Source organism: Luteimonas cucumeris, assembly GCF_007830035.1.
GTDB lineage: Bacteria > Pseudomonadota > Gammaproteobacteria > Xanthomonadales > Xanthomonadaceae > Luteimonas_C > Luteimonas_C cucumeris.
The window spans coordinates 25,414-46,259 of sequence record NZ_VLKN01000003.1 but is presented as its reverse complement, the minus strand read 5'-3'; the positions used below and the strand labels follow the sequence as shown (position 1 = coordinate 46,259).

20 protein-coding genes and 5 tRNA genes are annotated in these 20,846 nt (G+C 66.5%); 12 read left to right on the top strand and 13 right to left on the bottom strand.

Annotation, left to right across the window (positions count from 1 at the left end; translation table 11 throughout):
* Positions 1 to 13: 13 nt before the first annotated feature.
* The 9 genes from clpX to IP90_RS06215 form a co-directional block, all read right to left on the bottom strand.
* A complete protein-coding gene (clpX, locus tag IP90_RS06255; RefSeq protein WP_144898775.1) occupies positions 14 to 1,300 on the bottom strand; it encodes an ATP-dependent Clp protease ATP-binding subunit ClpX in 1,287 nt (428 codons plus the stop codon).
* 127 nt (positions 1,301 to 1,427) lie between these two features.
* Positions 1,428 to 2,057, bottom strand: a complete 630-nt coding sequence (gene clpP / locus IP90_RS06250; RefSeq protein WP_144898774.1) for an ATP-dependent Clp endopeptidase proteolytic subunit ClpP — start codon at positions 2,055 to 2,057, stop codon at positions 1,428 to 1,430.
* A gap of 58 nt (positions 2,058 to 2,115) precedes the next feature.
* Positions 2,116 to 2,742, bottom strand: coding sequence for an ATP-dependent Clp endopeptidase proteolytic subunit ClpP (gene clpP / locus IP90_RS06245; RefSeq protein ID WP_144898773.1), 627 nt, complete (start codon positions 2,740 to 2,742; stop codon positions 2,116 to 2,118).
* Between the two features lie 207 nt (positions 2,743 to 2,949).
* Entirely contained in the window at positions 2,950 to 4,242 is a 1,293-nt protein-coding gene (gene tig, locus IP90_RS06240) for a trigger factor (RefSeq protein WP_144898772.1), read from the bottom strand.
* Between the two features lie 175 nt (positions 4,243 to 4,417).
* A tRNA-Leu gene (locus tag IP90_RS06235) sits at positions 4,418 to 4,502 on the bottom strand.
* 89 nt (positions 4,503 to 4,591) lie between these two features.
* Positions 4,592 to 4,667, bottom strand: a tRNA-Lys gene (locus IP90_RS06230).
* A gap of 99 nt (positions 4,668 to 4,766) precedes the next feature.
* Positions 4,767 to 4,843 (bottom strand) — tRNA-His (locus tag IP90_RS06225).
* 120 nt (positions 4,844 to 4,963) lie between these two features.
* Positions 4,964 to 5,040: transfer RNA gene (locus IP90_RS06220), tRNA-Arg, on the bottom strand.
* A gap of 43 nt (positions 5,041 to 5,083) precedes the next feature.
* A tRNA-Pro gene (locus IP90_RS06215) sits at positions 5,084 to 5,160 on the bottom strand.
* Positions 5,161 to 5,324: 164 nt separating this feature from the next.
* Here IP90_RS06215 and IP90_RS06210 point away from each other — a divergent pair.
* A complete protein-coding gene (locus IP90_RS06210; RefSeq protein WP_144898771.1) occupies positions 5,325 to 6,080 on the top strand; it encodes a Bax inhibitor-1/YccA family protein in 756 nt (251 codons plus the stop codon).
* 45 nt (positions 6,081 to 6,125) lie between these two features.
* On the opposite strand, the gene IP90_RS06205 is transcribed toward IP90_RS06210, so the two are convergent.
* Positions 6,126 to 7,433, bottom strand: a complete 1,308-nt coding sequence (locus IP90_RS06205; protein ID WP_199753415.1) for a Na+/H+ antiporter NhaC family protein — start codon at positions 7,431 to 7,433, stop codon at positions 6,126 to 6,128.
* Positions 7,434 to 7,612: 179 nt separating this feature from the next.
* On the opposite strand from IP90_RS06205, the gene IP90_RS06200 reads away from it, so the two are divergent.
* Positions 7,613 to 8,041, top strand: coding sequence for a DUF3574 domain-containing protein (locus tag IP90_RS06200; RefSeq protein ID WP_144898770.1), 429 nt, complete (start codon positions 7,613 to 7,615; stop codon positions 8,039 to 8,041).
* 45 nt (positions 8,042 to 8,086) lie between these two features.
* Here IP90_RS06200 and IP90_RS06195 read toward each other — a convergent pair whose 3' ends face one another.
* The 3 genes from IP90_RS06195 to grxC form a co-directional block, all read right to left on the bottom strand.
* Positions 8,087 to 9,112 (bottom strand): isocitrate dehydrogenase, encoded by a 1,026-nt coding sequence (locus tag IP90_RS06195; RefSeq protein WP_144898769.1) that lies wholly within the window; start codon positions 9,110 to 9,112, stop codon positions 8,087 to 8,089.
* A gap of 115 nt (positions 9,113 to 9,227) precedes the next feature.
* Complete coding sequence (locus IP90_RS06190) at positions 9,228 to 9,566, bottom strand: carboxymuconolactone decarboxylase family protein (protein ID WP_242007526.1); 339 nt, start codon at positions 9,564 to 9,566, stop codon at positions 9,228 to 9,230.
* Between the two features lie 168 nt (positions 9,567 to 9,734).
* On the bottom strand, positions 9,735 to 10,019 hold the full coding sequence (gene grxC / locus IP90_RS06185; protein WP_144898767.1) for a glutaredoxin 3: 285 nt from the start codon (positions 10,017 to 10,019) through the stop codon (positions 9,735 to 9,737).
* 162 nt (positions 10,020 to 10,181) lie between these two features.
* Between grxC and IP90_RS06180 the strand changes: the two genes are divergently transcribed.
* From IP90_RS06180 to IP90_RS06135, 10 genes are all read left to right on the top strand, one after another.
* Complete coding sequence (locus tag IP90_RS06180) at positions 10,182 to 11,840, top strand: M48 family metalloprotease (protein ID WP_144898766.1); 1,659 nt, start codon at positions 10,182 to 10,184, stop codon at positions 11,838 to 11,840.
* A gap of 83 nt (positions 11,841 to 11,923) precedes the next feature.
* A complete protein-coding gene (gene phoB, locus IP90_RS06175) occupies positions 11,924 to 12,625 on the top strand; it encodes a phosphate regulon transcriptional regulator PhoB (RefSeq protein WP_144898765.1) in 702 nt (233 codons plus the stop codon).
* 192 nt (positions 12,626 to 12,817) lie between these two features.
* Positions 12,818 to 14,149, top strand: coding sequence for a phosphate regulon sensor histidine kinase PhoR (gene phoR / locus IP90_RS06170; RefSeq protein ID WP_144898764.1), 1,332 nt, complete (start codon positions 12,818 to 12,820; stop codon positions 14,147 to 14,149).
* Positions 14,146 to 16,239 (top strand): polyphosphate kinase 1, encoded by a 2,094-nt coding sequence (gene ppk1 / locus IP90_RS06165; protein ID WP_144898763.1) that lies wholly within the window; start codon positions 14,146 to 14,148, stop codon positions 16,237 to 16,239. The genes phoR and ppk1 overlap by 4 nt, the downstream gene beginning before the upstream one ends.
* Positions 16,236 to 17,774: an exopolyphosphatase gene (ppx, locus tag IP90_RS06160; RefSeq protein WP_144898762.1), complete on the top strand. Its 1,539-nt coding sequence runs from the start codon at positions 16,236 to 16,238 to the stop codon at positions 17,772 to 17,774. The genes ppk1 and ppx overlap by 4 nt, the downstream gene beginning before the upstream one ends.
* A 50-nt stretch (positions 17,775 to 17,824) precedes the next feature.
* Positions 17,825 to 18,235 carry a YidH family protein gene (locus tag IP90_RS06155; RefSeq protein ID WP_158635289.1) on the top strand — a complete coding sequence of 137 codons (411 nt, stop codon included), beginning with the start codon at positions 17,825 to 17,827 and terminating at the stop codon, positions 18,233 to 18,235.
* 111 nt (positions 18,236 to 18,346) lie between these two features.
* Positions 18,347 to 18,565 (top strand): hypothetical protein, encoded by a 219-nt coding sequence (locus IP90_RS06150; RefSeq protein WP_144898760.1) that lies wholly within the window; start codon positions 18,347 to 18,349, stop codon positions 18,563 to 18,565.
* On the top strand, positions 18,562 to 18,864 hold the full coding sequence (locus IP90_RS06145; RefSeq protein WP_144898759.1) for a hypothetical protein: 303 nt from the start codon (positions 18,562 to 18,564) through the stop codon (positions 18,862 to 18,864). The genes IP90_RS06150 and IP90_RS06145 overlap by 4 nt, the downstream gene beginning before the upstream one ends.
* A 245-nt stretch (positions 18,865 to 19,109) precedes the next feature.
* Complete coding sequence (locus IP90_RS06140) at positions 19,110 to 20,255, top strand: glycosyltransferase family 4 protein (protein ID WP_144899221.1); 1,146 nt, start codon at positions 19,110 to 19,112, stop codon at positions 20,253 to 20,255.
* Entirely contained in the window at positions 20,236 to 20,796 is a 561-nt protein-coding gene (locus tag IP90_RS06135; RefSeq protein ID WP_144898758.1) for a phosphatase PAP2 family protein, read from the top strand. Before IP90_RS06140 ends, IP90_RS06135 begins: the two co-directional genes overlap by 20 nt.
* Positions 20,797 to 20,846 lie beyond the last annotated feature (50 nt).

The following is a 20,846-nucleotide window of genomic DNA, read 5'->3' as shown; positions in this document are numbered from 1 at the left end:
CCGGGGCGTATCCCTACTCGGCCGAAGCCACCTTCGGCTGCGCCGGCACGTTCTCGTAGATCAGGTAAGGCTCGGACTTGTGCTCGATCACCGATTCATCGACCACGACCTTGCTGACGTTCTCCAGCGAGGGCAGTTCGTACATCGTGTCCAGCAACACCGATTCGACGATGGTGCGCAGGCCGCGCGCGCCGGTCTTGCGCTTGAGCGCCTTCTTGGCGATCGCCAGCAGCGCGTCCGGGCGGAACTCCAGTTCCACTCCTTCCATCTCGAACAGCCGCTTGAACTGCTTGCTGATCGCGTTCTTGGGCTCGGTGAGGATCTTCACCAGCGCCGGTTCGTCCAGTTCCTCGAGCGTGGCGACCACCGGAAGGCGGCCGACGAACTCGGGAATCAGGCCGAACTTGATCAGGTCCTCCGGCTCGACATTGGCCAGCACCTTGCCGGTCTCGGTCTTGCGCTCGGAACTCTTGACCTTGGCGCCGAAGCCGATGCCGCCGGCCTCGGTGCTGCGCTGCTGGATGATCTTGTCCAGTCCGGCGAACGCGCCGCCGACGATGAACAGGATGTTGCGCGTATCGACCTGCAGGAATTCCTGCTGCGGATGCTTGCGCCCGCCCTGCGGCGGCACGCTGGCGACGGTGCCTTCGATCAGCTTCAGCAGCGCCTGCTGCACGCCTTCGCCGGACACATCGCGGGTGATGGACGGGTTCTCGCTCTTGCGCGAGATCTTGTCGATCTCATCGATGTAGACGATGCCCTGCTGCGCCTTCTCGACTTCGTAGTCGCACTTCTGCAGCAGCTTCTGGATGATGTTCTCGACGTCCTCGCCCACGTAACCGGCTTCGGTCAGCGTGGTCGCGTCGGCGATCGTGAACGGCACGTTGAGCAGCCGCGCCAGCGTTTCGGCCAGCAGCGTCTTGCCCGAACCGGTCGGGCCGACCAGCAGGATGTTCGACTTGGCCAGCTCGACGTCGTCGGCCTTCTGCCGGCTCTCGATCCGCTTGTAGTGGTTGTAGACGGCGACGGCGAGCGTTTTCTTGGCGCGCTGCTGGCCGATCACGTACTGGTCCAGCACGTCCAGGATCTCGCGCGGCTTGGGCAGCGAGCTGCGCGCGGACTGCGACTTCTCCTCGAGTTCCTCGCGGATGATGTCGTTGCACAGCTCGACGCATTCATCGCAGATGAACACGCTCGGGCCCGCGATCAGCTTGCGGACCTCGTGCTGGCTTTTGCCGCAGAACGAGCAGTACAGGATCTTGTTGCTGTCGCCGGTGCGGCTTTGACGGTCTTCGGTCATGCCCCTATCGCCCAATCTTCATACATGTGCAATCCGAGAATAGCACCGGACGGGCGGCTTGCGCCCGTCCGGCGGAAAGTGAGGCCTGGCGCGGCCTGGTGCGGGGCAGCGCCCGTCCCGGCCGGATTCAGGCGGCCTGGATGGAATCTTCGCTGCGACGGTCGATCACGTGGTCAATCAACCCGTATTCCTGGGCCTGGGCCGCGCTCATGAAACGGTCACGTTCCATGTCGCGCTCGATCTGCTCCAGCGGCTGGCCGGTGTGGTCGACATAGATCTGGTTGAGGCGCTGGCGCAGGTAGAGGATCTCGCGGGCCTGGATCTCGATGTCCGTGGCCTGCCCGCGCGTCCCGCCCGAAGGCTGGTGGATCATGACGCGCGAGTTGGGCAGCGCGAAGCGCTTGCCCTTGGCGCCGGCCATCAGCAGCAGCGAGCCGGCGCTGGACGCCTGGCCGATGCAGATGGTGCTGACGTCGGGCCTGATGTACTGCATGGTGTCGTACATGGCCAGGCCGGCGGTGACGGCGCCGCCGGGACTGTTGATGTACAGGCTGATGTCCTTCTCGGGGTTTTCGGATTCCAGGAACAGCATCTGCGCGATCACGACGTTCGCAACGTGGTCGTCGATCGGCCCCACCAGGAAAATCAGGCGCTCTTTCAGCAGTCGCGAATAGATGTCGTAGCTGCGCTCGCCACGACTGGTCTGCTCGACCACCATGGGCACCAGGTTCAATGCCGTGGTCTGGATTTCGTTCATTCAGCGAAAGTCTCGTTTCGGGCCGCGGCCATCGCGCGGCCCAGGAAAATCATGTCGTTCACGCAGGCTGGATCGATTCTTCCGAGCGGCGCTCGAGCACCTGGTCGATCAGCCCGTACTCGCGCGCGGCCTCGGCGCTCTTGAAATTGTCGCGCTCGGTGTCGTGGGCGATCGTCTCCAGCGCCTGGCCGGTGTGCTTGGCGAGGATCTCGTTCAGGCGCTGGCGCATGCTCAGGATCTCGCGCGCGTGGATGTCGATGTCCGTCGCCTGGCCCTGGAAGCCGCCCAGCGGCTGGTGGATCATCACCCGCGAGTTCGGCAACGCGTAACGCTTGCCCTTGGTGCCGGCGGCCAGCAGCGTGGCCGCCATGCTCGCGGCCTGGCCGATGCACATGGTGCTGACGTCGGGCTTGATGAACTGCATGGTGTCGTAGATCGCCATGCCCGCCGTGACGATGCCGCCGGGCGAGTTGATGTACAGGCTGATTTCCTTCTCGGGATTGTCCGCTTCCAGGAACAGCAACTGGGCGACGATCACGTTGGCCATGTGGTCGTCGATGCCGCCGACCAGGAAGATCACCCGCTCTTTCAGCAGCCGCGAATAGATGTCGTAGGCGCGCTCGCCCCGGCTGGTCTGTTCGACCACCATCGGCACCAGGTTCAGGGCTTTGATTCGGTTGTCCATTCGGTCGCACCTAGGAGAAAGATGGGCGGATGCGCTCAAGTTGGGGCCGGAGAGCGTCCGGCGCAAGTGGCGCAGGTTCCAGTCCCGGCTCCATCCTCAAAAAGCATCATTCCCAAAGCTGTCATCCCGAGCGTAGCGAGGGATCTGCTTGCCCTTGGAACGACCAAGAAGCAGATCCCCGCTGCGCTCGGGATGACGGAACAACGATTACTGGCGGATCGCGTCGCTGAATGACAGCGCCTGTTCGGTGTGGTGCGCGCGCTCGGCGATCCAGTCGATGACCTGCTCTTCCATCACCCGCGCCTGCAGGCCATTCATCAGCTGCTGGTCGTTGCGATACAACTCGACCACCTGCTCCGGTTCCTCGTAGGTCGAGGCGATCAGGCGCAGCGTCTCGTTGAGACGCTTGGCTTCCAGGCGCAGTTCGTTGCGGCGCGCGATCTCGCCGACCAGCAGGCCCACGAGTACACGCTTGCGTGCGGCTTCCATGTACGGGCCCGGCGCCGGATCGATGCGCTGGCCCTGCTGCGCTGCCTGCTGGCTGGCATTGGCGGCCATCGCACGGGCCTCGTTCTCGACCAGCCGCGGCGGCATTTCCACGTGCGAATAGGCGACGACGAGTTGCTCGCCGACTTCGCGACGCAAGCGGTTCATCAGCGCGCCCTTCAGCTCGCGCTCCAGGTTGGTGCGGATGTCCGCGCGGAAGCGTTCGCTTTCGCCGCTCTTGACTCCGAAGCTGCGGATGAAAGCCTGGTCGACTTCCGGCAGCTTGGCTTCGGCGACGTTCAAGGCCTTGATGTGCATCTTCGCGGTCTTGCCCGCCAGCGGCGGCACCGGCCAGTCGGCCGGGAAATCGACGTCGACGTTCTTTTCCTCGCCCTTCGACAGGCCGGCCAGCGCCGATTCGACCCCGGCGAACATCATCCCCGAGCCGATCACCGTGCTGCCCTTCTCGACACCTTCCGCCGGCAGGCGGACGCCGTCCGCTTCCGACCACATTTCCAACTCGACCAGGTCGCCTTCCTTCGCGGCGCGCTCGACCGGGAGCCATTCGCGGCGCTGCAGGCGCAGGTTCTCGATCATGCGGTCGATGTCGGCTTCCTCCACCTCGGCGGTGTGGCGCGTGACTTCCAGTTTGGCCACGTCGATCTCGCCGAAATCGGGCACCACCTCGAACGTGGCCACGTACTCGAGTTCGCCTTCGGCGGCTTCCTTGTTCGGCACGATCTGCGGGTTGCCGGCGATGCGGAAGGTCTCGTTGCGCACGGCCTTGTCGAATCCGTCGCGCAGCAGCCCGTCCAGCACCTCGGCACGGACCTGCTGGCCGTAGCGCTGCTCGATCACCTTGGCCGGTACCTTTCCAGGGCGGAAGCCCTTGATCCGCGCATTGCGCGCGATCTCGCGCAGGCGGCCACCGACCTGGTTGTCGATGCTGTCCGTCGGCACGCGGAAGGTGATGCGACGTTCGTGGTTGTCAATGGTTTCGACCGAGACCTGCATGTGCGCTCCTGCCGCCGCGGGGCTAAGTCCGCGACGCGATGTTGGGGGTTTGGACCGGGCCTGCGCCAGCTTCGAGCCGAGGCGCCCCTGTCCGGGCCAATCGAACGGATTATTTTGGCCGAAGACGCCGCCTGCCGCCACTCTTGTGGAAGCCGGGTCGGAGCACGGGCCGGCCTGGTGCGAAAGGGGGGACTCGAACCCCCACGCCTTGCGGCACTGGTACCTAAAACCAGGGCGTCTACCAATTCCGCCACTTTCGCGATGCCCTGCCGTGGCAGGCCCGGCGGCATCTTAGGCGATCGCCGCGCCGGCAACAAAAAAGCGCCTGGGGTCACCAGGCGCCTGGATGTGGTGGGCCGTCAAGGATTCGAACCTTGGACCTATTGATTAAGAGTCAACTGCTCTACCAACTGAGCTAACGGCCCCGCATTGAAATGATAACGCAGTAGCGCGCGGCGCGACAATCTCCGGGCAGGCTTGCGGCCTGGCGTGCAGAGAAGCCACGGATTTCCACGGCTGGAGTTTGGGGTGGAAGACGGGATTTGAACCCGCGACCCCCGGAATCACAATCCGGTGCTCTAACCAACTGAGCTACATCCACCATTGAAGCTTTGTTGCTACGGCCTTTCGAGCCGTTAACGCGTTCAGTCCATGAACAGCTGCCTTGCCGCACGCGCTACTGCGCGTTTACCACGGTCGTCGCGCCGTCGGTCGCCTGGCTTGGCGCGCCCGACAGGACTCGAACCTGTAACCGCCGGCTTAGAAGGCCGGTGCTCTATCCGGTTGAGCTACGGGCGCTCGGGGCCGGATTGTCGCATTACGCCGGCGCCAATGGGCCGGATGGTCGGGGTAGAGGGATTCGAACCCCCGACATCCTGCTCCCAAAGCAGGCGCGCTACCAGACTGCGCTATACCCCGCCGGTCGGACGGTTCTTGCGATCGCAACGCGCCAGCGCTGCGAAGGCGGCTATTTTCGGAACCCGCCCCATCCATGTCAAACGCGACGCATCGCCACGGGCGTCAAGGTATGCTTCAGGACAGAGCGGCCAAGGTGGTCGCATCGACGAAAACAGGGGCTCTCAATGATCCGCAGCGGCAATCCGGCACTGAAAGAATCGACCTTCCTGGACCTCGGCAGCGGCACCGTGGTGTCCCGCGACGGCGGCGCGATGACCCTGAACGGGACGGTCAGCAAGACCGGCGCCCTGTTGCTGCTGTGCGTGATCACCGCCACTTTCGCGTGGACGCAGGTCAGCACTCCCGCCGGCATCGCCAATGCCGGGGTGTATGTCTGGGGTGGCCTGATCGGCGGCCTGGTGCTGGCGCTGGTCACCACCTTCAAGAAGACCTGGGCCCCGGTGACGGCACCGCTCTATGCGCTGGTCGAGGGTTTCTTCCTCGGCGCGATCTCGGCGATGTTCGAACAGCGCTTCCCCGGCATCGTGTTCCAGGCGGTGCTGCTGACCTTCGGCACGCTGTTCGCGCTGCTGTTCGCCTATCGATCCGGGCTGATCAAGGCCACCGAGAACTTCAAGCTGGGCGTGGTTGCCGCCACCGGTGGCATCGCTCTGGTGTACCTGGCCACGATCGTGCTGGGCTTCTTCGGCATCAAGATACCGATGATCCATGAGTCGGGCATCGTCGGCATCGGCTTCAGCCTGTTCGTGGTGGTGATCGCGGCACTGAACCTGGTGCTGGACTTCGACTTCATCGAGAACGGCGTCGAACAGGGTGCGCCGAAATACATGGAGTGGTACGGCGCGTTCGGCCTGATGGTCACGCTGGTGTGGCTGTACATCGAGTTCCTGCGGCTGCTGTCGAAACTGCAGTCGCGTTGATTCCGGCATCGCCGGCGACCCCGGCGACGGAATGAAACAGGGCGCTCAGGCGCCCTTTTTCATGGGTTCGCGCGGCACCGGCGGAATCAGGGCGGCGCGGCGCGCAGGCCAGAGCATGAAGCCGATCGTGATCGCGATCAGCAGCCAGCAGTAGTGCGCCTTGCCGATCAGCGCCATTGGCGACAGGTGCGCCAGCGAAGCCGCCAGCAGGATCTGCGCGCCATACGGCAACAGGCTCTGCACGGTGCAGGCGAAGATGTCGAGCAGGCTTGCCGAACGTGCGGGCGGGACGCCGTGGCGCTCGGCGATGTCGCGCGCCAGGCCGCCGCTGATCAGCAGCGCGACCGTGTTGTTGGCGGTGAAGACATCGGTGGCGGAAGCCAGCCCGGCGATGCTCCACTCGCCGGTGCGGCGGCCGTTGCTGCCGCGCGCGATCCGCGCGATCTGCCGGGCGATCCACGCCAGGCCACCGCTGGCCTTGGTCAACGCGCCCAGGCCGCCGATCAGCAGGGCAAGCAGCATGATCTCGAACACGCTCTCGAAGCCTTCGTAGATGGCGCCCGCATAGGCAGCGGCATCGAAATCGGCAGTCATCGCAAAGCCGAAGCCGCCGGCCACCAGCAGACCGATGGTCAGCACCACCAGCACGTCCCAGCCGATCACCGCCAGCACCAGTACCAGCACGTATGGCAGCACCAGCCACGGCGACACCGGATCGTAGGCATCCACGGGCGAAGCCTCGCCGACGAGCATCAGCACGGCAATCGTCAGCAGCGCCGCCGGCAGCGCGATCTTGACGTTCTCGCGGAATTTTTCGCGCATCGTGCAGCCCTGGGTGCGCGCAGCGGCGATCGCGGTGTCGGAAATCACCGACAGGTTGTCGCCGAAGGTGGCGCCGCCGAGCACGGCGCCGATCACCAGCGCGCGATCCAGGCCGGAGGCTTCCGACACTCCGAGCGCGATCGGCGCGACGGCCGCGATCGTGCCCATCGACGTGCCGATCGCCAGCGACAGGAAGCCGGCGACCACGAACAGGCCCGGCAGGATCAGCGCCGGCGGCAGCGCGCCGATGCCCAGCGCCACCACCGCATCGACCGCGCCGATCAGCTTGGTGACATACGCGAACGCGCCGGCGAGCAGGAAGATCAGGCACATCTGCACGATGTTCGGATCGCCGATGCCGCCGAGCATCGTGTCCATGGCCTTCACCCCACGCCGATGGGCGATCCACAGCGCCAGGGCCAGCGCCGGCAGGATCGCAACTGGCGCACGCAGCTGATAGAAACCCATTGCGTCGCCCTGCGCGGTGAAATACAGGCCGGCGCCGAAGAACAGCGCCAGGAACAGCAGCAAGGGGTCAGCGCGAGGGCACTCGGGCGGGAAGGCATTTGCAGGGTTCGCACGGGAATTCGCTGGATTGTGCGACGCAGCATGACTGCTGTCGAGACAGGTCGTGGAACGACCGGCGCAGGCGGATGGAACGCTGTCCCGCAAGCCCGGCAAAGCCCGCCAGTAGCGATTAAGCTGGTTCGATGCGCGACCGTTCACTACTGCTCGCAGGGGTACTCGCCTGCCTTGGCGCACTTGCCGGCTGCGCTTCCACGCCGCTCGCGCCGATTCCGGGCCTTCCCGCTGGTACCTGCGACCAACGCCGTGTGGACCGCCTGCTGTTCGGCATGAACACGCCGGACGGTGCGATCGATGAGGTCGAGTGGCAGCGCTTCCTTGCGGAAGTGGTGACGCCACGTTTTCCGGACGGCCTGACCGTCTACAACGCACGCGGCCAGTGGCGTGGCGAATCCGGCAGGATCGAACGCGAGGATTCACGCGCCGTGGAGATCGTGCATGGCGACGAGGTCAGCGGCCGCGCACGCATCGCCGAGATCGTCGCCGAATACAAGCGACGCTATCGGCAGGAAGCGGTGCTTGTGATCAGCAGCAGCGCGCAGGTCTGCCTGTGACCCCGGTTTCGTAGAGTCGAGGCTGCTCGACTCTGCGGAGATGCCTCAGATCCGGCTGGCGATCGCCTTGGCGAACGACATCGTATTGCCCTCGCCGCCCAGGTCCGGCGTCAGCGAATCCTTGGCTTCCAGCGTGGCGATGATGGCTGCGCGCAGGCGCGACGCATCGTCGGGTTTGCCGAGGTGATCGAGCATCTGCCCGACCGCCAGCAGCAGCGCACATGGATTGGCGACGCCCTTGCCGGCGATGTCCGGCGCCGAACCGTGCACGGCTTCGAAGATCGCCGCGTCGGCACCGATGTTGGCGCCCGGGGCCAGGCCGAGGCCGCCGACGAGGCCGGCGCACAGGTCCGAGATGATGTCACCGAACAGGTTGGTGGTGACGATGATGTCGAACTGCTCCGGACGCATCACCAGCTGCATGCAGGTGTTGTCCACGATCATCTCGTTGCACTGGATCTCGGGATACTGCGCGGCCACTTCGCGCGCGACCTTCAGGAACAGGCCCGAGGTCGACTTCAGGATGTTCGCCTTGTGCACCACCGTCACCTTCTTGCGGCCGGTGCTGCGCGCCAGGTCGAAGGCGTAGCGCACGATGCGCTCGGAACCCTTGCGCGTGACCTTCTGGGTCAGCGTCGCGGTCATGCCGTCCTCGGACGTCATCTGGCCTTCGCCGATGTACGCGCCCTCGGTATTCTCGCGCACGGTGATCAGGTCGACGCCGGTCGGGAAACGCGACTTGGTGTTCGGGAACGACTTGGCCGGGCGCACGTTGGCATACAGGTCGAAGCGCTTGCGCAGTTCGACGTTGATCGAACTGAAGCCCTCGCCCACGGGCGTGGTCAGCGGGCTCTTCAACGCGACGCGGTTGCGGCGGATCGAGTCCATGGTGGCCGCCGGCAACAGTTCGCCATGCTTTTCGAGTGCGGCAAGGCCGGCGTCGGCCTCCTCGTACTGCAGGCCGACGTTCATCGCGTCGAGCACGTACAGGGCGGCGTCCATGATTTCCGGGCCGATGCCGTCGCCACGGATGACCGTGATGGTCCGCACAGCCGCGTTTGTCTGCGTCATTTCAGGATTCCAGGCAGAGGGCAGCGCGCGCAGGAAGGGCGCGGTGCCGGGAAAATGATCCGAATATTATGCCGGAAGCGGCTCCGGGCTGCATTCACCGAACCGCGGAACGAAGCTATGCGGAGTGATCGTGCGCCGCCGGGCAAGCGGTGTCGCCCTGCTCCAGCCGGTCGAGGAAGTCCACGGCGCGGCGCAGGTGCGGGATCACGATGCTGCCTCCCACCACCAGGCCGACCGAAAACGCCTCGAACATCTCGTCCCGGTTCACGCCGGCCTCGCGACATTGCGCGACGTGATAGCTGATGCAGTCGTCGCAGCGCAGCACCAGCGACGCCACCAGGCCCAGCAGCTCCTTGGTCTTCACGTCCAGCGCGCCGGCCTGATAGGTCTGCGTGTCCAGCGCGAAGAAACGCCGCACGACCTGGTTGGGTTCGGCCAGGATGCGCTCGTTCATGCGTTTACGGAACGCGGTGAATTCGGCGATGCGATCGTTCTCGTTTTCGCTCACGGCAACCTCGTAGGACGGGCCAAGCCCGCCATTATCATCTCAACCCGATGCGGCCAAAGCCGCCGGAAGCCAGTCGTCGCGGATGCCAGTAGGCGATGGCGGGCTTGGCCCGCCCTACTCGGCTGCGGCCAGCAGCGGCTCGAGCTTGCCGGCACGATGCAGCGCCATCATGTCGTCGTAGCCGCCGACGTGGGTCTGGCCGATGAAGATCTGCGGCACGGTGGTGCGTCGGGTCAGCGCCATCATCTTCTCGCGCTGGCTGGGGTCGGTGTCGATGCGCACCTCGTTCCATTCCAGTCCGCGACTCTTCAGGAAGTTCTTGGCGGCCACGCAGTACGCGCAGATCGCGGAGGTGTAGATGGTGATTTCGGGCTGCGGGTTCGCGGTTTGCGGGTTCAAGTCGGGACTCCGGTGCAACTTGTCGGCGGACATGCGGTCAATATGGGTCGCGTGCCATGATTTTCCAGCCCCAAGCCCCGGATTAACACCTGGTTCACGCCTTCGGCCTCGGCGGCGGTCATCCTGACGCAAACTTGTGCCGCGTCATTCAGTGGAGTTCCCGTGCGCCGAATCCTGCCATTGGTCGCCGCGTTCACCTTCTTCCTGGCCTGGAGCATCGCGCCCGCCCAGGAGTCGCGGCTGCCGGACATCGGCTCGTCCGCCGGCGAGGTGCTCAGCCCGGCGCAGCAGGCCGAATACGGCGCGATGACGCTCAGCCAGCTGCGCCACTACGGCTACGTGCTGGAAGACCCACTGATCGACAGCTGGCTGAAGACGATGGGCAACCGCCTGGTCGTGTCCAGCGAGCAGCCGAAGCAGCCGTTCACTTTCTTCATGCTGCGCGATCGACAGATCAACGCCTTCGCCACGCTCGGCGGCTACATCGGCATCAACGCCGGCCTGGTGCTCACGGCCAGGACCGAGGACGAAGTCGCTGGCGTCATGTCGCACGAAATCGCGCACGTCACCCAGACCCACGTGCTGCGCGCGGTGGAACGGGCCAAACGTGACAGCATGCCGATCCTGCTGGCGATGCTGGGCGCGATCGCGATCGCGCAGAGCAGCGGCGGCAATTCCAGCGGCGACGCCACCATGGCCGCGGTGATGTCCGCGCAGGGCCTGATCGCACAGCGCCAGATCGACTACACGCGCAGCAACGAAGCCGAAGCCGATCGCATCGGCATCCGCACCCTGTCGCGCAGTGGCTACGACCCTGAGGGCATGGCCTCGTTCTTCGAGCGGATGCAGGCCGCCAGCCGCGGCAACCAGGGCGGCGAACGCTATCGCACGCCCGACTACCTGCTGACCCACCCGGTCACGTCGCTGCGCATCACCGAGGCCCGCGATCGCGCCGCGAAACTGCCGAAGCCGGTCACTGCCAGCGCCGCCGACGCCGGCGCCTTCAGCAGCAACCCGCTGCTGCCTGGCAGCCTGCGCCTGCCGACCGCGCACGCACGCGGTGCGACCGGCCAGTTCGACTGGGCGCGCGAACGCCTGCGCGTGCTCAGCGCCAACACCCCGGCGGCGGCCATCACCGAGTACGAGCACATCCGCCGCGGCCAGGACGACGGGCTGGACGACGCACAGCGCTACGGACTGGCCATCGCCCACCTCCAGGCCGGCCAGCACAAGACCGCTGCCACCGAACTGGTGCCGCTGCTGGCCAAGCATCCGGGCGATCTGTGGTTGACCCTCGGCCTCGCCGAAGCCGAAGGCCGCAGCGGCCAACAGGCGGCGGCCGACAAACGCTTCGAAGACCTGCTGGCGCGGATGCCGAACAATCGCGCGGTCGCCCTGACCTATGCCCAGCTGCTCGGCGAGCGCAACACGGCGGCCAGCGGCAAGCGCGCGCAGGCGATCCTGCGGCCGCTGCTGGCCAGGTCCGGCGACGACCCGCTGTTCCAGCAGACTTTCGCCCGCGCCAGCGAGATCGCCGGCGATCCGGTCCGTGCCGGCGAAGCCTACGCCGAGGCCGCCTATCTCAATGGCCGTCCGGAACAGGCGCTGATCCAGCTCAACACGCTGAAGAAACGTCCGGAGCTCGACTATTACGCCCGCGCGCGCATCGACGCGCGCATCGCCGCGATCACCCCGATCGTGCTGGAACTGCGCCGACAGGGCGTCAAGGACGAAGTGCTGGAACGCGGCTCCCGATTCAAGGACGACGATCGGATCGACGGACCCACCACCCATCTGCGCCGCTCGCCGTGGACGCGATGAGTCACTGTCACCAAACCGTCATAAAACCGTAGTCTACTGGCCCGGTCCCCGCCCAGACGCGCCATGGCAGGCGCCCCGACTGCATGCAGAAGAAAATCCTGATCGTCGATGACGAGCCTGCGATCCGCGACATGGTCGCTTTCGCCCTGCGCAAGGGCGAGTTCGATCCGATCCATGCCGGCGACGCCCGCGAGGCGCAGTCGGCCATCGCCGACCACGTCCCCGACCTGATCCTGCTCGACTGGATGCTGCCCGGTACCAGCGGCCTGGAACTGGCGCGGCGCTGGCGCAAGGATCCGCTGACCCGCGAGATCCCGATCATCATGCTGACCGCGCGCGGCGAGGAGAACGACCGCGTCGGCGGACTCGAGGCCGGTGTCGACGACTACGTCGTCAAACCTTTCTCGGCGCGCGAACTGCTGGCCCGCATCCGCGCGGTCATGCGCCGCTCGCGCGAGGACGACGAAGATGGCAGCGTTGCGATCGGCGCGCTGCGCATCGATGGCGCGGCGCATCGCGTGTTCGCCGACAACGCCGGTGCTCCGGAGCCGGTGCCGATCGGTCCGACCGAATACCGGTTGCTGCACTTCTTCATGACCCATCCCGAACGCGTCTACACGCGCTCGCAACTGCTCGACCATGTCTGGGGCGGCAGCGTCTATGTCGAAGAGCGCACCGTCGACGTGCATATCCGCCGCCTGCGCAAGACGCTCGAACCGCACCACCTGGACGGCATGGTGCAGACCGTGCGCGGCGCGGGTTACCGGTTTTCCGCGGCTGCCTGAAACAGCCGCCGGAAGGTTTCGGGCAACAATGACTGTCGCTTCGGGCGCAACGGGAAATCCGGCTGCGCGACGAAGCGAATCCTCTCCGGGATCGAACCTGGTCGGGGACGACGACTGAAAACGAAGCGTCGCGTTGCCGCCAGACCTCGTCGCCCTCCCTCGTCCACCGGCCCCTCTGCGACAATCATCGACATGCCACCCCGCGCACAGAACGCCTGGTTCAAGACACTCGGTACCCTTGCCGCAGTGCTGGGCGTGGCTACCCTGCTGGGATGGCTGCTCGGCCATGTCTGGCCTGTACTGACCGCCACGGCGCTGGGCATCGTCGCCTGGCATTACTGGAAGCTGCGCGGGGTGCTGCTGCGCCTGACCGCCCGCCAGCGTCTGTCGCCGCCGCAAGGCAAGGGCATCTGGAACGAACTGGACCGGCTGCTGCATCGCACCCAGGCCGAGATGCGCAACCGCAAACGTCGGCTGGTCGAAATGCTGCGCGCCTATCGCGCCGCCGCCGCTGCGCTGCCGGACGCGGTGGTGGTAGTGGAACGCAACAGCCAGCGCGTGCAGTGGTTCAACGAGGCCGCGACCACACTGCTGGGCCTGCAGTACCCACGCGACATCGGTGCGCCGATCGGAGATCGCCTGCATCCGCTGCCGATTTCGCGCTGGCTGGCCGCCGGCCGCAACGCCGAGCCGCTGATGGACGCGCCATCGCCGGTGAATGCGGAAACACGCATCAACCTGCGGCTGATCCCCTACTCGGAGGAACTGTGGCTGCTGGTCGCGCGCGACGTCAGCAAGCTGATGCGGCTGGAACAGGTACGCCGCGATTTCGTCGCCAACGTCTCGCATGAACTGCGCACGCCGCTGACCGTGATCCACGGTTATCTGGAAATGCTCGAGCCGGAGGAAAAACCGGACTGGGCGCCGATGCTGGCCGAGATGCAGCGCCAGTCGCAGCGCATGACGCAACTGGTCGAGGACCTGCTGACGTTGTCGCGACTGGAAGCGCAGGATCGGCTGCCCGACGAAAGCGTGGCGATGGCGCCGATGATCGCCACTTTGAAGCGCGAGGCCGAGGCGCTCAGCCAGCACCGTCACCAGATCACGGTCGAGGACGACACCCAGTTGGACCTGTGGGGGTCGACCAAGGAACTGCACAGCGCGTTCTCTAACCTGGTCAGCAATGCGGTGCGTTACACGCCGGCCGGCGGCCACATCGGCATCCGGTTCGAGCATGATGGCGACGGCGCGGTGCTGCGTGTCAGCGACAGCGGCTACGGCATTCCGGCTACGCACCTGCCGCGCATCACCGAGCGCTTCTATCGCGTATCCACCAGCCGCACCCGCGAAAGCGGCGGCACCGGGCTCGGGCTTTCCATCGTCAAGCACGTGCTCAACCTGCACCAGGCCCGGCTCGACATCCAGAGCGAGGTCGGGCGCGGCAGCACCTTCGCATGCCATTTCGGCGCCGAGCGGGTGCATCCGCGCGACCACGCCACACCCATGTTCGCGGCAGGAAAATGAACGCACAAATCGACCTGCAACCTCCGTCACCCGACCACGATGCGCTGCGCGACCCGGCGCTGTACTTCAACCGTGAACTGTCGCAGCTGGATTTTAATTTTCGCGTGCTGGCACAGGCGCAGGATGCGCAGGTACCGCTGCTGGAGCGGCTGCGCTATCTGTGCATCTCCTGCACCAACCTCGACGAGTTCTTCGAGATCCGCGCCGCCACGGTGCGCCATGCGCAGGATTTCGGCATCGTGCCGGCACAGGACGGCCTGGCGCCGGCCACCGTGCTCAAGCAGATCCACGACCGCGCCGCGTCCCTGGTCGATGCGCAGTACCGCTGCTGGAACGAGGCGCTGCGGCCGGCGCTCAACGAGGCCGGCATCCGCGTGCTCGGCCGCCACTCCTGGAACGCGAAGCAGTCGCGCTGGCTGCGCGCTTATTTCCGCGACGAGATCATGCCGGTGCTGTCGCCGCTGGGCCTGGATCCGGCGCACCCGTTCCCGAAGATCCTCAACAAGTCGCTGAACATCGTCGTGGTGCTGGAGGGCAAGGATGCGTTCGGCCGCGCCGGGCATCTGGCGATCGTGCGTGCGCCACGCTCGCTGTCGCGCATCATCCAGCTGCCGCAGGAAGTCTCCGGCGGCGACAACGACTTCGTGCTGCTGTCGTCGGTGCTGTCGACCTTCGTCGAGGAGCTGTTCCCCGGCATGGACGTCAAGGGCGCCTATCAGTTCCGCGTCACCCGCAATTCCGAACTGATCCTCGACGACGACGAGGTCGAGAACCTGGCGCTTGCCCTGCGCGACGAACTGGTCGGTCGCGGCTACCTGCGCGCGATGCGGCTGGAGATCGCCGAGGACTGCCCGGACGCGATCGTGCACATGCTGCTGGAGAACTTCGACCTGCCGCAGAATGCGGTGTACCGCATCGACGGGCCGGTCAACCTCAATCGCGTGATCCAGATCTACGACCTGGTGCAGCGCCCGGACCTGAAGTTCGCTCCGTTCCAGCCGCGGTTGCTGCCCGGCAGCGAGTCGCTGTTCGAACGCGTGTCCGCCGGCGACGTGCTGCTGCACCATCCCTTCGATTCGTTCGTGCCGGTGCTGGAACTGGTCAAGCAGGCCGCCCACGACCCGGGTGTGCTGGCGATCAAGCAGACCCTGTACCGCACCGGCCGCGAGTCGCAGATCGTCGACCACCTGGTGCAGGCCGCGCGCAACGGCAAGGACGTGACCGTGGTGGTCGAACTGCGCGCGCGCTTCGACGAGGAAGCGAACCTGGCGTTCGCCGACCGCCTGCAGGAAGCCGGCGTGCAGGTCGTGTACGGCGTGGTCGGCTACAAGACCCACGCCAAGATGCTGCTGATCGTGCGTCGCGAGGGTCGCGTGCTGCGCCGTTACGTGCACATGGGCACCGGCAACTACCACAGCGGCACCGCGCGCGCCTATACCGACATCAGCCTGATCACCGCCGATCCGGACATCGGCAGCGACGTACACCAGATCTTCCAGCAGATTTCCGGGCTCGCCCCGGCGATCAAGCTCAAGCGCCTGCTGCAATCGCCCTTCACCCTGCATGCCGGCGTGCTCGAACGGATCGCACGCGAGGCGCAGCACGCGCGCGACGGTCGCCCGGGACGGATCATCGCCAAGATGAACGCGCTCAACGAACCGCAGGTGGTGCGCGCGCTGTACCTGGCTTCGCAGGCCGGCGTGCGAATCGACCTGATCGTGCGCGGCGCCTGCACCCTGCGCCCCGGCGTGCCCGGCATATCGGACAACATCCGGGTGCGTTCGATCGTCGGTCGATTCCTCGAGCACAGCCGCGTGTACTGGTTCGGCAACGACGGCGATCCGGACCTGTTCTGCACCAGCGCCGACTGGCTGGAGCGCAACCTGTTGCGGCGCGTCGAGACCGCGTTCCCGATACTCGATCCGGCACTGGCCAAACGCGTCCACGACGAGGCGCTCGACAATTACCTCGCCGACAACCTCAACGCCTGGGAACTGCAGTCCGACGGCAGTTATCGCAAGCTTGCGCCGCAGGAGGGCACCGCGCCGCATTCGGCTCAGGTCGCGCTGCTGGCCAAGATCTGCGGATGAGTGCCGCCCCCGTGATCGCCACCGCGCTGGCACCGCCGCTGCAGGACGGCGATCTGCTGGCCGCGGTCGACATGGGTTCCAACAGTTTCCACATGGTGGTCGCGCGTTACACGCTGGGCCAGCTGCGCATCGTCGATCGCCTGCGCGAAACCGTGCGCCTGGCCGAGGGTCTCGACGGCAAGGGCGGACTGAACGCCGAGGTGCGGCAACGCGCGCTGGAATGCCTGTCGCGCTTCGGCCAGCGCGTCCGCGACATCCCGCCGCAGCGCGTGCGCGCGGTGGCCACCAACACCGTACGCCAGCTGGCGGCGCCGCAGGCCTTCCTGGTGCCGGCGGAAACCGCGCTCGGTCACGCCATCGAAGTGGTATCCGGCCGCGAGGAAGCACGCCTGGTCTATCTTGGCGTCGCCCATGCGCAGCCGCCCAAACCGGAACAGCTGCGGCTGGTGATCGACATCGGCGGCGGTTCGACCGAATGCATCATCGGCAGCGGCTTCGATGCGATCGAGCGCGAAAGCCTGCAGGTCGGCTGCGTCGCCAGCACGCGGCGCTTCTTCGGCAACGGCAAGCTGTCCAAGAAGCGCTGGCGCGAGGCGCTGACCGAAGTGTCCGCCGAATTCCAGCAGTTCACAGGCGCCTACCGCAGCCTCGGCTGGCACGAGGCGCTGGGTTCGTCCGGTACCAACAAGGCGATCGGTGAAATCTGCGCGGCGATGAAGCTCACCAAGGGCGCGGTAACCGCCGAGGCGTTGCCGGTGGTGCGCGACCGATTGCTGCAGGCCGAACGCATCGAGGACATCGACCTGCCGGGCCTGTCGGGCGAACGTCGGCCGATCATCGCCGGCGGCCTGCTGATCCTGGAGGCGGCCTTCGACGTGCTGGGCCTGCAACGCATGGCGGTGAGCAAGGCCGCGCTGCGCGAAGGCGTGCTGTACGACATGCTCGGCCGCGGCAGCGCGGACGATCCGCGCGATGCCTCCGTGGCGGCTTTGATGCAGCGCTACGGCATCGACCTGCAGCAGGCCGCGCGCGTGGAAGACACTGCACTGGCATTGTTCGAGCAGGTGGCCGAAGCCTGGTCGCTGGATGCGGACGACGCGCGCATGCTGGCCTGGGCCGCGCGCCTGCACGAGACCGGCCTGGCGATCGCCCACAGCCAATACCAGGTGCACGGCGCCTACGTGCTGGAGAATTCCGACATCTCCGGTTTTTCGCGACAGGAACAGCAGGTGCTGGCGGCGCTGGTGCGTACGCATCGTCGCGGCGTGCCGAAGAGCGCGTTCGATGCGCTGCCCGATCGCCTGCTGCTCTCGGCCCGGCGCAAAGCGGCGCTGCTGCGGCTGGCGGTGTCGCTGCATCGCGCGCACGAGGCCGATCCGATCCCCCGGCTCGAGCTCACCGCCGACGGCGAACGCCTGGATCTGGTCCTGTCGCGGTCATGGATCGATGCGCGACCGCTGCTGCGCGCCGACCTGATCGGCGAAACCGACGGGCTGGCCGCGCTGGGCGTGACCTTCAAGCCGTTTCTCGCCTGACCGACAGCCTGCGTAGTAAGGTCCGGGCGCCCCCACACCGAGCGCTGCCCATGAACACGCCCCGTCCTGCACCGTCGTCGAACGAGATGGCGGCCGAGCGTACCGACCTCGCCGGCCTGCGTTCGCACCTGGCCAACGAACGCACCCATCTCGCCTATCTGCGCACCACCGTTTCGCTGATCGGTTTCGGCATCACCCTCAACCGTTTCAGCATCTACCTGCAGCAGAACGACCGCCTCACCACGCAGCACACCGGCCTGCTGCGCGACACCAGCAATGTCGGCCTCGGCATGGTGGTGATCGGACTCGGCCTGCTGGTGTGGTCGCTGTACCGCTTCTGGGCGGTCAGCGAGGACATCGAGCAGAACCGGTTCGTGCCGCACTACAAGACGACCATCGTCATCAGCATCGGCCTGCTGCTGGCGGGCGGGCTCAGCGCGGTCTGGCTGTTCCTTTACTGACGGTGAGCCTTGGCTTGCCTAGGGTCGGCCCCAGATTGATCTTCATCGGGCGATCGGGAGACTGGCCTTGCCGGAGCCGACTTCGGCATCCGCACACTCAGGGAGAGGCCCATGTCCTTATTCGATAGCGTCGCGAACCTGGCAGGCAATGCGATCGGCAGCATGATCGGTGGCCCGTTGGGCGGCATGATCGGCGGCAAGATCGGCGATTTCGTCGGCGACATCGTCGAGCTGTTCGCAGGCGAAGCCAGGAATGCCGTGCAGAATTCCGACCTGCCCGACCAGGCCAAGGGCATCTTCAGTGCCGCGTATGGCCTCGCGTTCGAATGATCCAGCGTGACGACAGCGATGCGGCCAACCGCGAACGCTGGCACCAGACGCTGGACCAGCTGCACGACACGCAGGTCATCGATGCGGCGGACCAGAACTCGCTGATCCGGCACTACGACGAGCGCGCCCGGAACCTGGAGCAGGAACTGGCCCGCATCGCACCCGAGTACCTGCGCCGCGTCCGCGAGGACGGCGAAGCCAGCGCCAACCAGTGGCTGGCGGAAACGGCCACGGCCATGGGCCGCCGCGACGCCGCCGAAACCCGGCAGGTGCTGTCAGGCGTCTCCACGGCCGACTGATCCCCCGCCCGCCCCCGCGCGCAGGCGCATACGTCCCCCGGCGTATGCGCCTTTTTTTGCGTGTGTCGTCCGGGCTCCATGACGGGAAAGACACCACTTTTCCCTGGGCGTCCAGCGCTTCGCTCGCTGTCACGCCGAAGTCACCGCACTGCCACGCTTCTTTCATGGCAGCGCTGCAGCATCCTCGAAACGTCCGGCCAGGAATGCCGGCCTGACACCCGGCCAGGAGCGGGGGGATGCCGCAGATGCGCTACGCCATCGTCACCGAGACCTATCCACCCGAGGTCAACGGCGTCGCCCTGACCGTACAGGGGCTGGAACACGGACTGCGCGCACGCGGCCACGAAGTCGGCCTGGTGCGGCCACGCCAATCCACCGACACCGTCGCGCAGACACACGAGCTGCTGGTACGCGGCGCGCCGCTGCCGCGCTATCCGGGCCTGCGTTTCGGCCTGCCGGCCACGCGCCGGCTGGTTGCTGCCTGGCGGCAGGCGATGCCCGACGCGATCTACGTCGCCACCGAAGGCCCGCTCGGCTGGTCGGCGTTGCGCGCGGCCCGGCAACTCGGCATTCCCGCGGCGACCGGCTTCCATACCCGTTTCGACGAATACATGCGCGACTACGGCGCGGCTTTCCTGCAGCAGATGGCGCTGCGCTGGATGCGGCGCTTCCACAACCGCGGCGCGGCGACGCTGGTGCCGACACGTGAGCTTGCGCAGTTCCTGCAGGCGCAGGGCTTCGACAACGTCGTGCGCCTGCCGCGCGCGGTCGACACCCTGCTGTTCGACCCGGCCCGGCGCGACCGATCGCTGCGCGCTGCCTGGGATGCCGGCGACGACGACCTGGTGGTGATCCACGTCGGCCGCATCGCCCCGGAAAAGAACCTGGATCTGGCGGTGCGCGCCTTCCGCGAGTTGCAGAAGACCCAGCCGCGGGCGCGTTTCGTGTGGGTCGGCGACGGCCCTTCCCGCGAGAAGCTGGCGGCGCAGAATCCGGACTTCGTGTTCTGCGGCCTGCAACGAGGCGCCGCGGTCGCGCGGCATTTCGCCAGCGGCGACCTGTTCGTGTTTCCCAGCCACAGCGAGACCTTCGGCAACGTCACCCTGGAAGCGATGGCAAGCGGCTTGCCGACCGTCGCCTTCGACTACGGCGCGGCGCGCGAATACCTGCGTGACGACGTCCACGGCGCAGCAATAGCCGACGGAGACGATGCCGGCTTCGTCCAGGCCTGCATGCGCCTGGCGAACGCGCCGGCGACGCGCAGGTCGATGGGCATCGCCGCGCGCCAGGCCGTCGCGGCCCTGCGACCGGAACAGGTCGCGGCCGATTTCGACGACCTGCTCATGCAACTCGCCGACGCCAGGAGGATCCATGCACCCGCTGCGACGTGAACCCTTCGTATTGCGTGGACAACGGCTGGAATTCCGCTGGTGCCTGCGCGCCAACCACTGGTGCGACCGCCAGGCCATGCGTGCCTGGTTCGCCGCGACCAGCCGACTCGGCGATGGCGTGTTCTGGTACGTGTTGATGGCGGCGATGGTGCTGGTCGACGGCTACGACGGACTGAAGGCGTCCGCCCATCTCGCTGCGACCGGCGCGATCGCATTGAGCCTGTACAAACTGCTCAAGCACTGGACCCGGCGCCCACGCCCCTGTGCGTCCGACTTGCGCATCCGCGCCTGGGTGGCACCGCTGGACGAGTTCAGTTTTCCGTCCGGCCATACCCTGCACGCGGTGGCGTTCACGCTGGTGGCACTGGCCCACTATCCGCGGCTGGCATGGCTGCTGGTGCCGTTCACCGCCAGCGTCGCCACCTCGCGCGTGGTGCTGGGACTGCACTATCCCAGCGACGTGCTGGCGGCGACCGCGATCGGCACCGCGCTCGCGGCGTTGTCGCTGTGGCTGGTACCGGGCGTGTCGCTGTTCGCCTGACGCTGCGTCCGGAATGAAAACGGGCCGGCAATGCCGGCCCGTGTCGGTGC

Coding starts and splice junctions, on each gene's coding strand:
- clpP (WP_144898773.1), bottom strand. CDS start 2,742: ATGGACAACCGAATCAAAGCCCTGAACCTGGTGCCGATGGTGGTCGAA.
- IP90_RS06140 (WP_144899221.1), top strand. CDS start 19,110: ATGCGCTACGCCATCGTCACCGAGACCTATCCACCCGAGGTCAACGGC.
- phoR (WP_144898764.1), top strand. CDS start 12,818: ATGCCACCCCGCGCACAGAACGCCTGGTTCAAGACACTCGGTACCCTT.
- IP90_RS06200 (WP_144898770.1), top strand. CDS start 7,613: ATGCGCGACCGTTCACTACTGCTCGCAGGGGTACTCGCCTGCCTTGGC.
- IP90_RS06210 (WP_144898771.1), top strand. CDS start 5,325: ATGATCCGCAGCGGCAATCCGGCACTGAAAGAATCGACCTTCCTGGAC.
- IP90_RS06195 (WP_144898769.1), bottom strand. CDS start 9,112: ATGACGCAGACAAACGCGGCTGTGCGGACCATCACGGTCATCCGTGGC.
- IP90_RS06190 (WP_242007526.1), bottom strand. CDS start 9,566: ATGAACGAGCGCATCCTGGCCGAACCCAACCAGGTCGTGCGGCGTTTC.
- clpX (WP_144898775.1), bottom strand. CDS start 1,300: ATGACCGAAGACCGTCAAAGCCGCACCGGCGACAGCAACAAGATCCTG.
- ppk1 (WP_144898763.1), top strand. CDS start 14,146: ATGAACGCACAAATCGACCTGCAACCTCCGTCACCCGACCACGATGCG.
- IP90_RS06135 (WP_144898758.1), top strand. CDS start 20,236: ATGCACCCGCTGCGACGTGAACCCTTCGTATTGCGTGGACAACGGCTG.
- IP90_RS06150 (WP_144898760.1), top strand. CDS start 18,347: ATGTCCTTATTCGATAGCGTCGCGAACCTGGCAGGCAATGCGATCGGC.
- IP90_RS06145 (WP_144898759.1), top strand. CDS start 18,562: ATGATCCAGCGTGACGACAGCGATGCGGCCAACCGCGAACGCTGGCAC.
- IP90_RS06155 (WP_158635289.1), top strand. CDS start 17,825: ATGAACACGCCCCGTCCTGCACCGTCGTCGAACGAGATGGCGGCCGAG.
- clpP (WP_144898774.1), bottom strand. CDS start 2,057: ATGAACGAAATCCAGACCACGGCATTGAACCTGGTGCCCATGGTGGTC.
- phoB (WP_144898765.1), top strand. CDS start 11,924: ATGCAGAAGAAAATCCTGATCGTCGATGACGAGCCTGCGATCCGCGAC.
- ppx (WP_144898762.1), top strand. CDS start 16,236: ATGAGTGCCGCCCCCGTGATCGCCACCGCGCTGGCACCGCCGCTGCAG.
- tig (WP_144898772.1), bottom strand. CDS start 4,242: ATGCAGGTCTCGGTCGAAACCATTGACAACCACGAACGTCGCATCACC.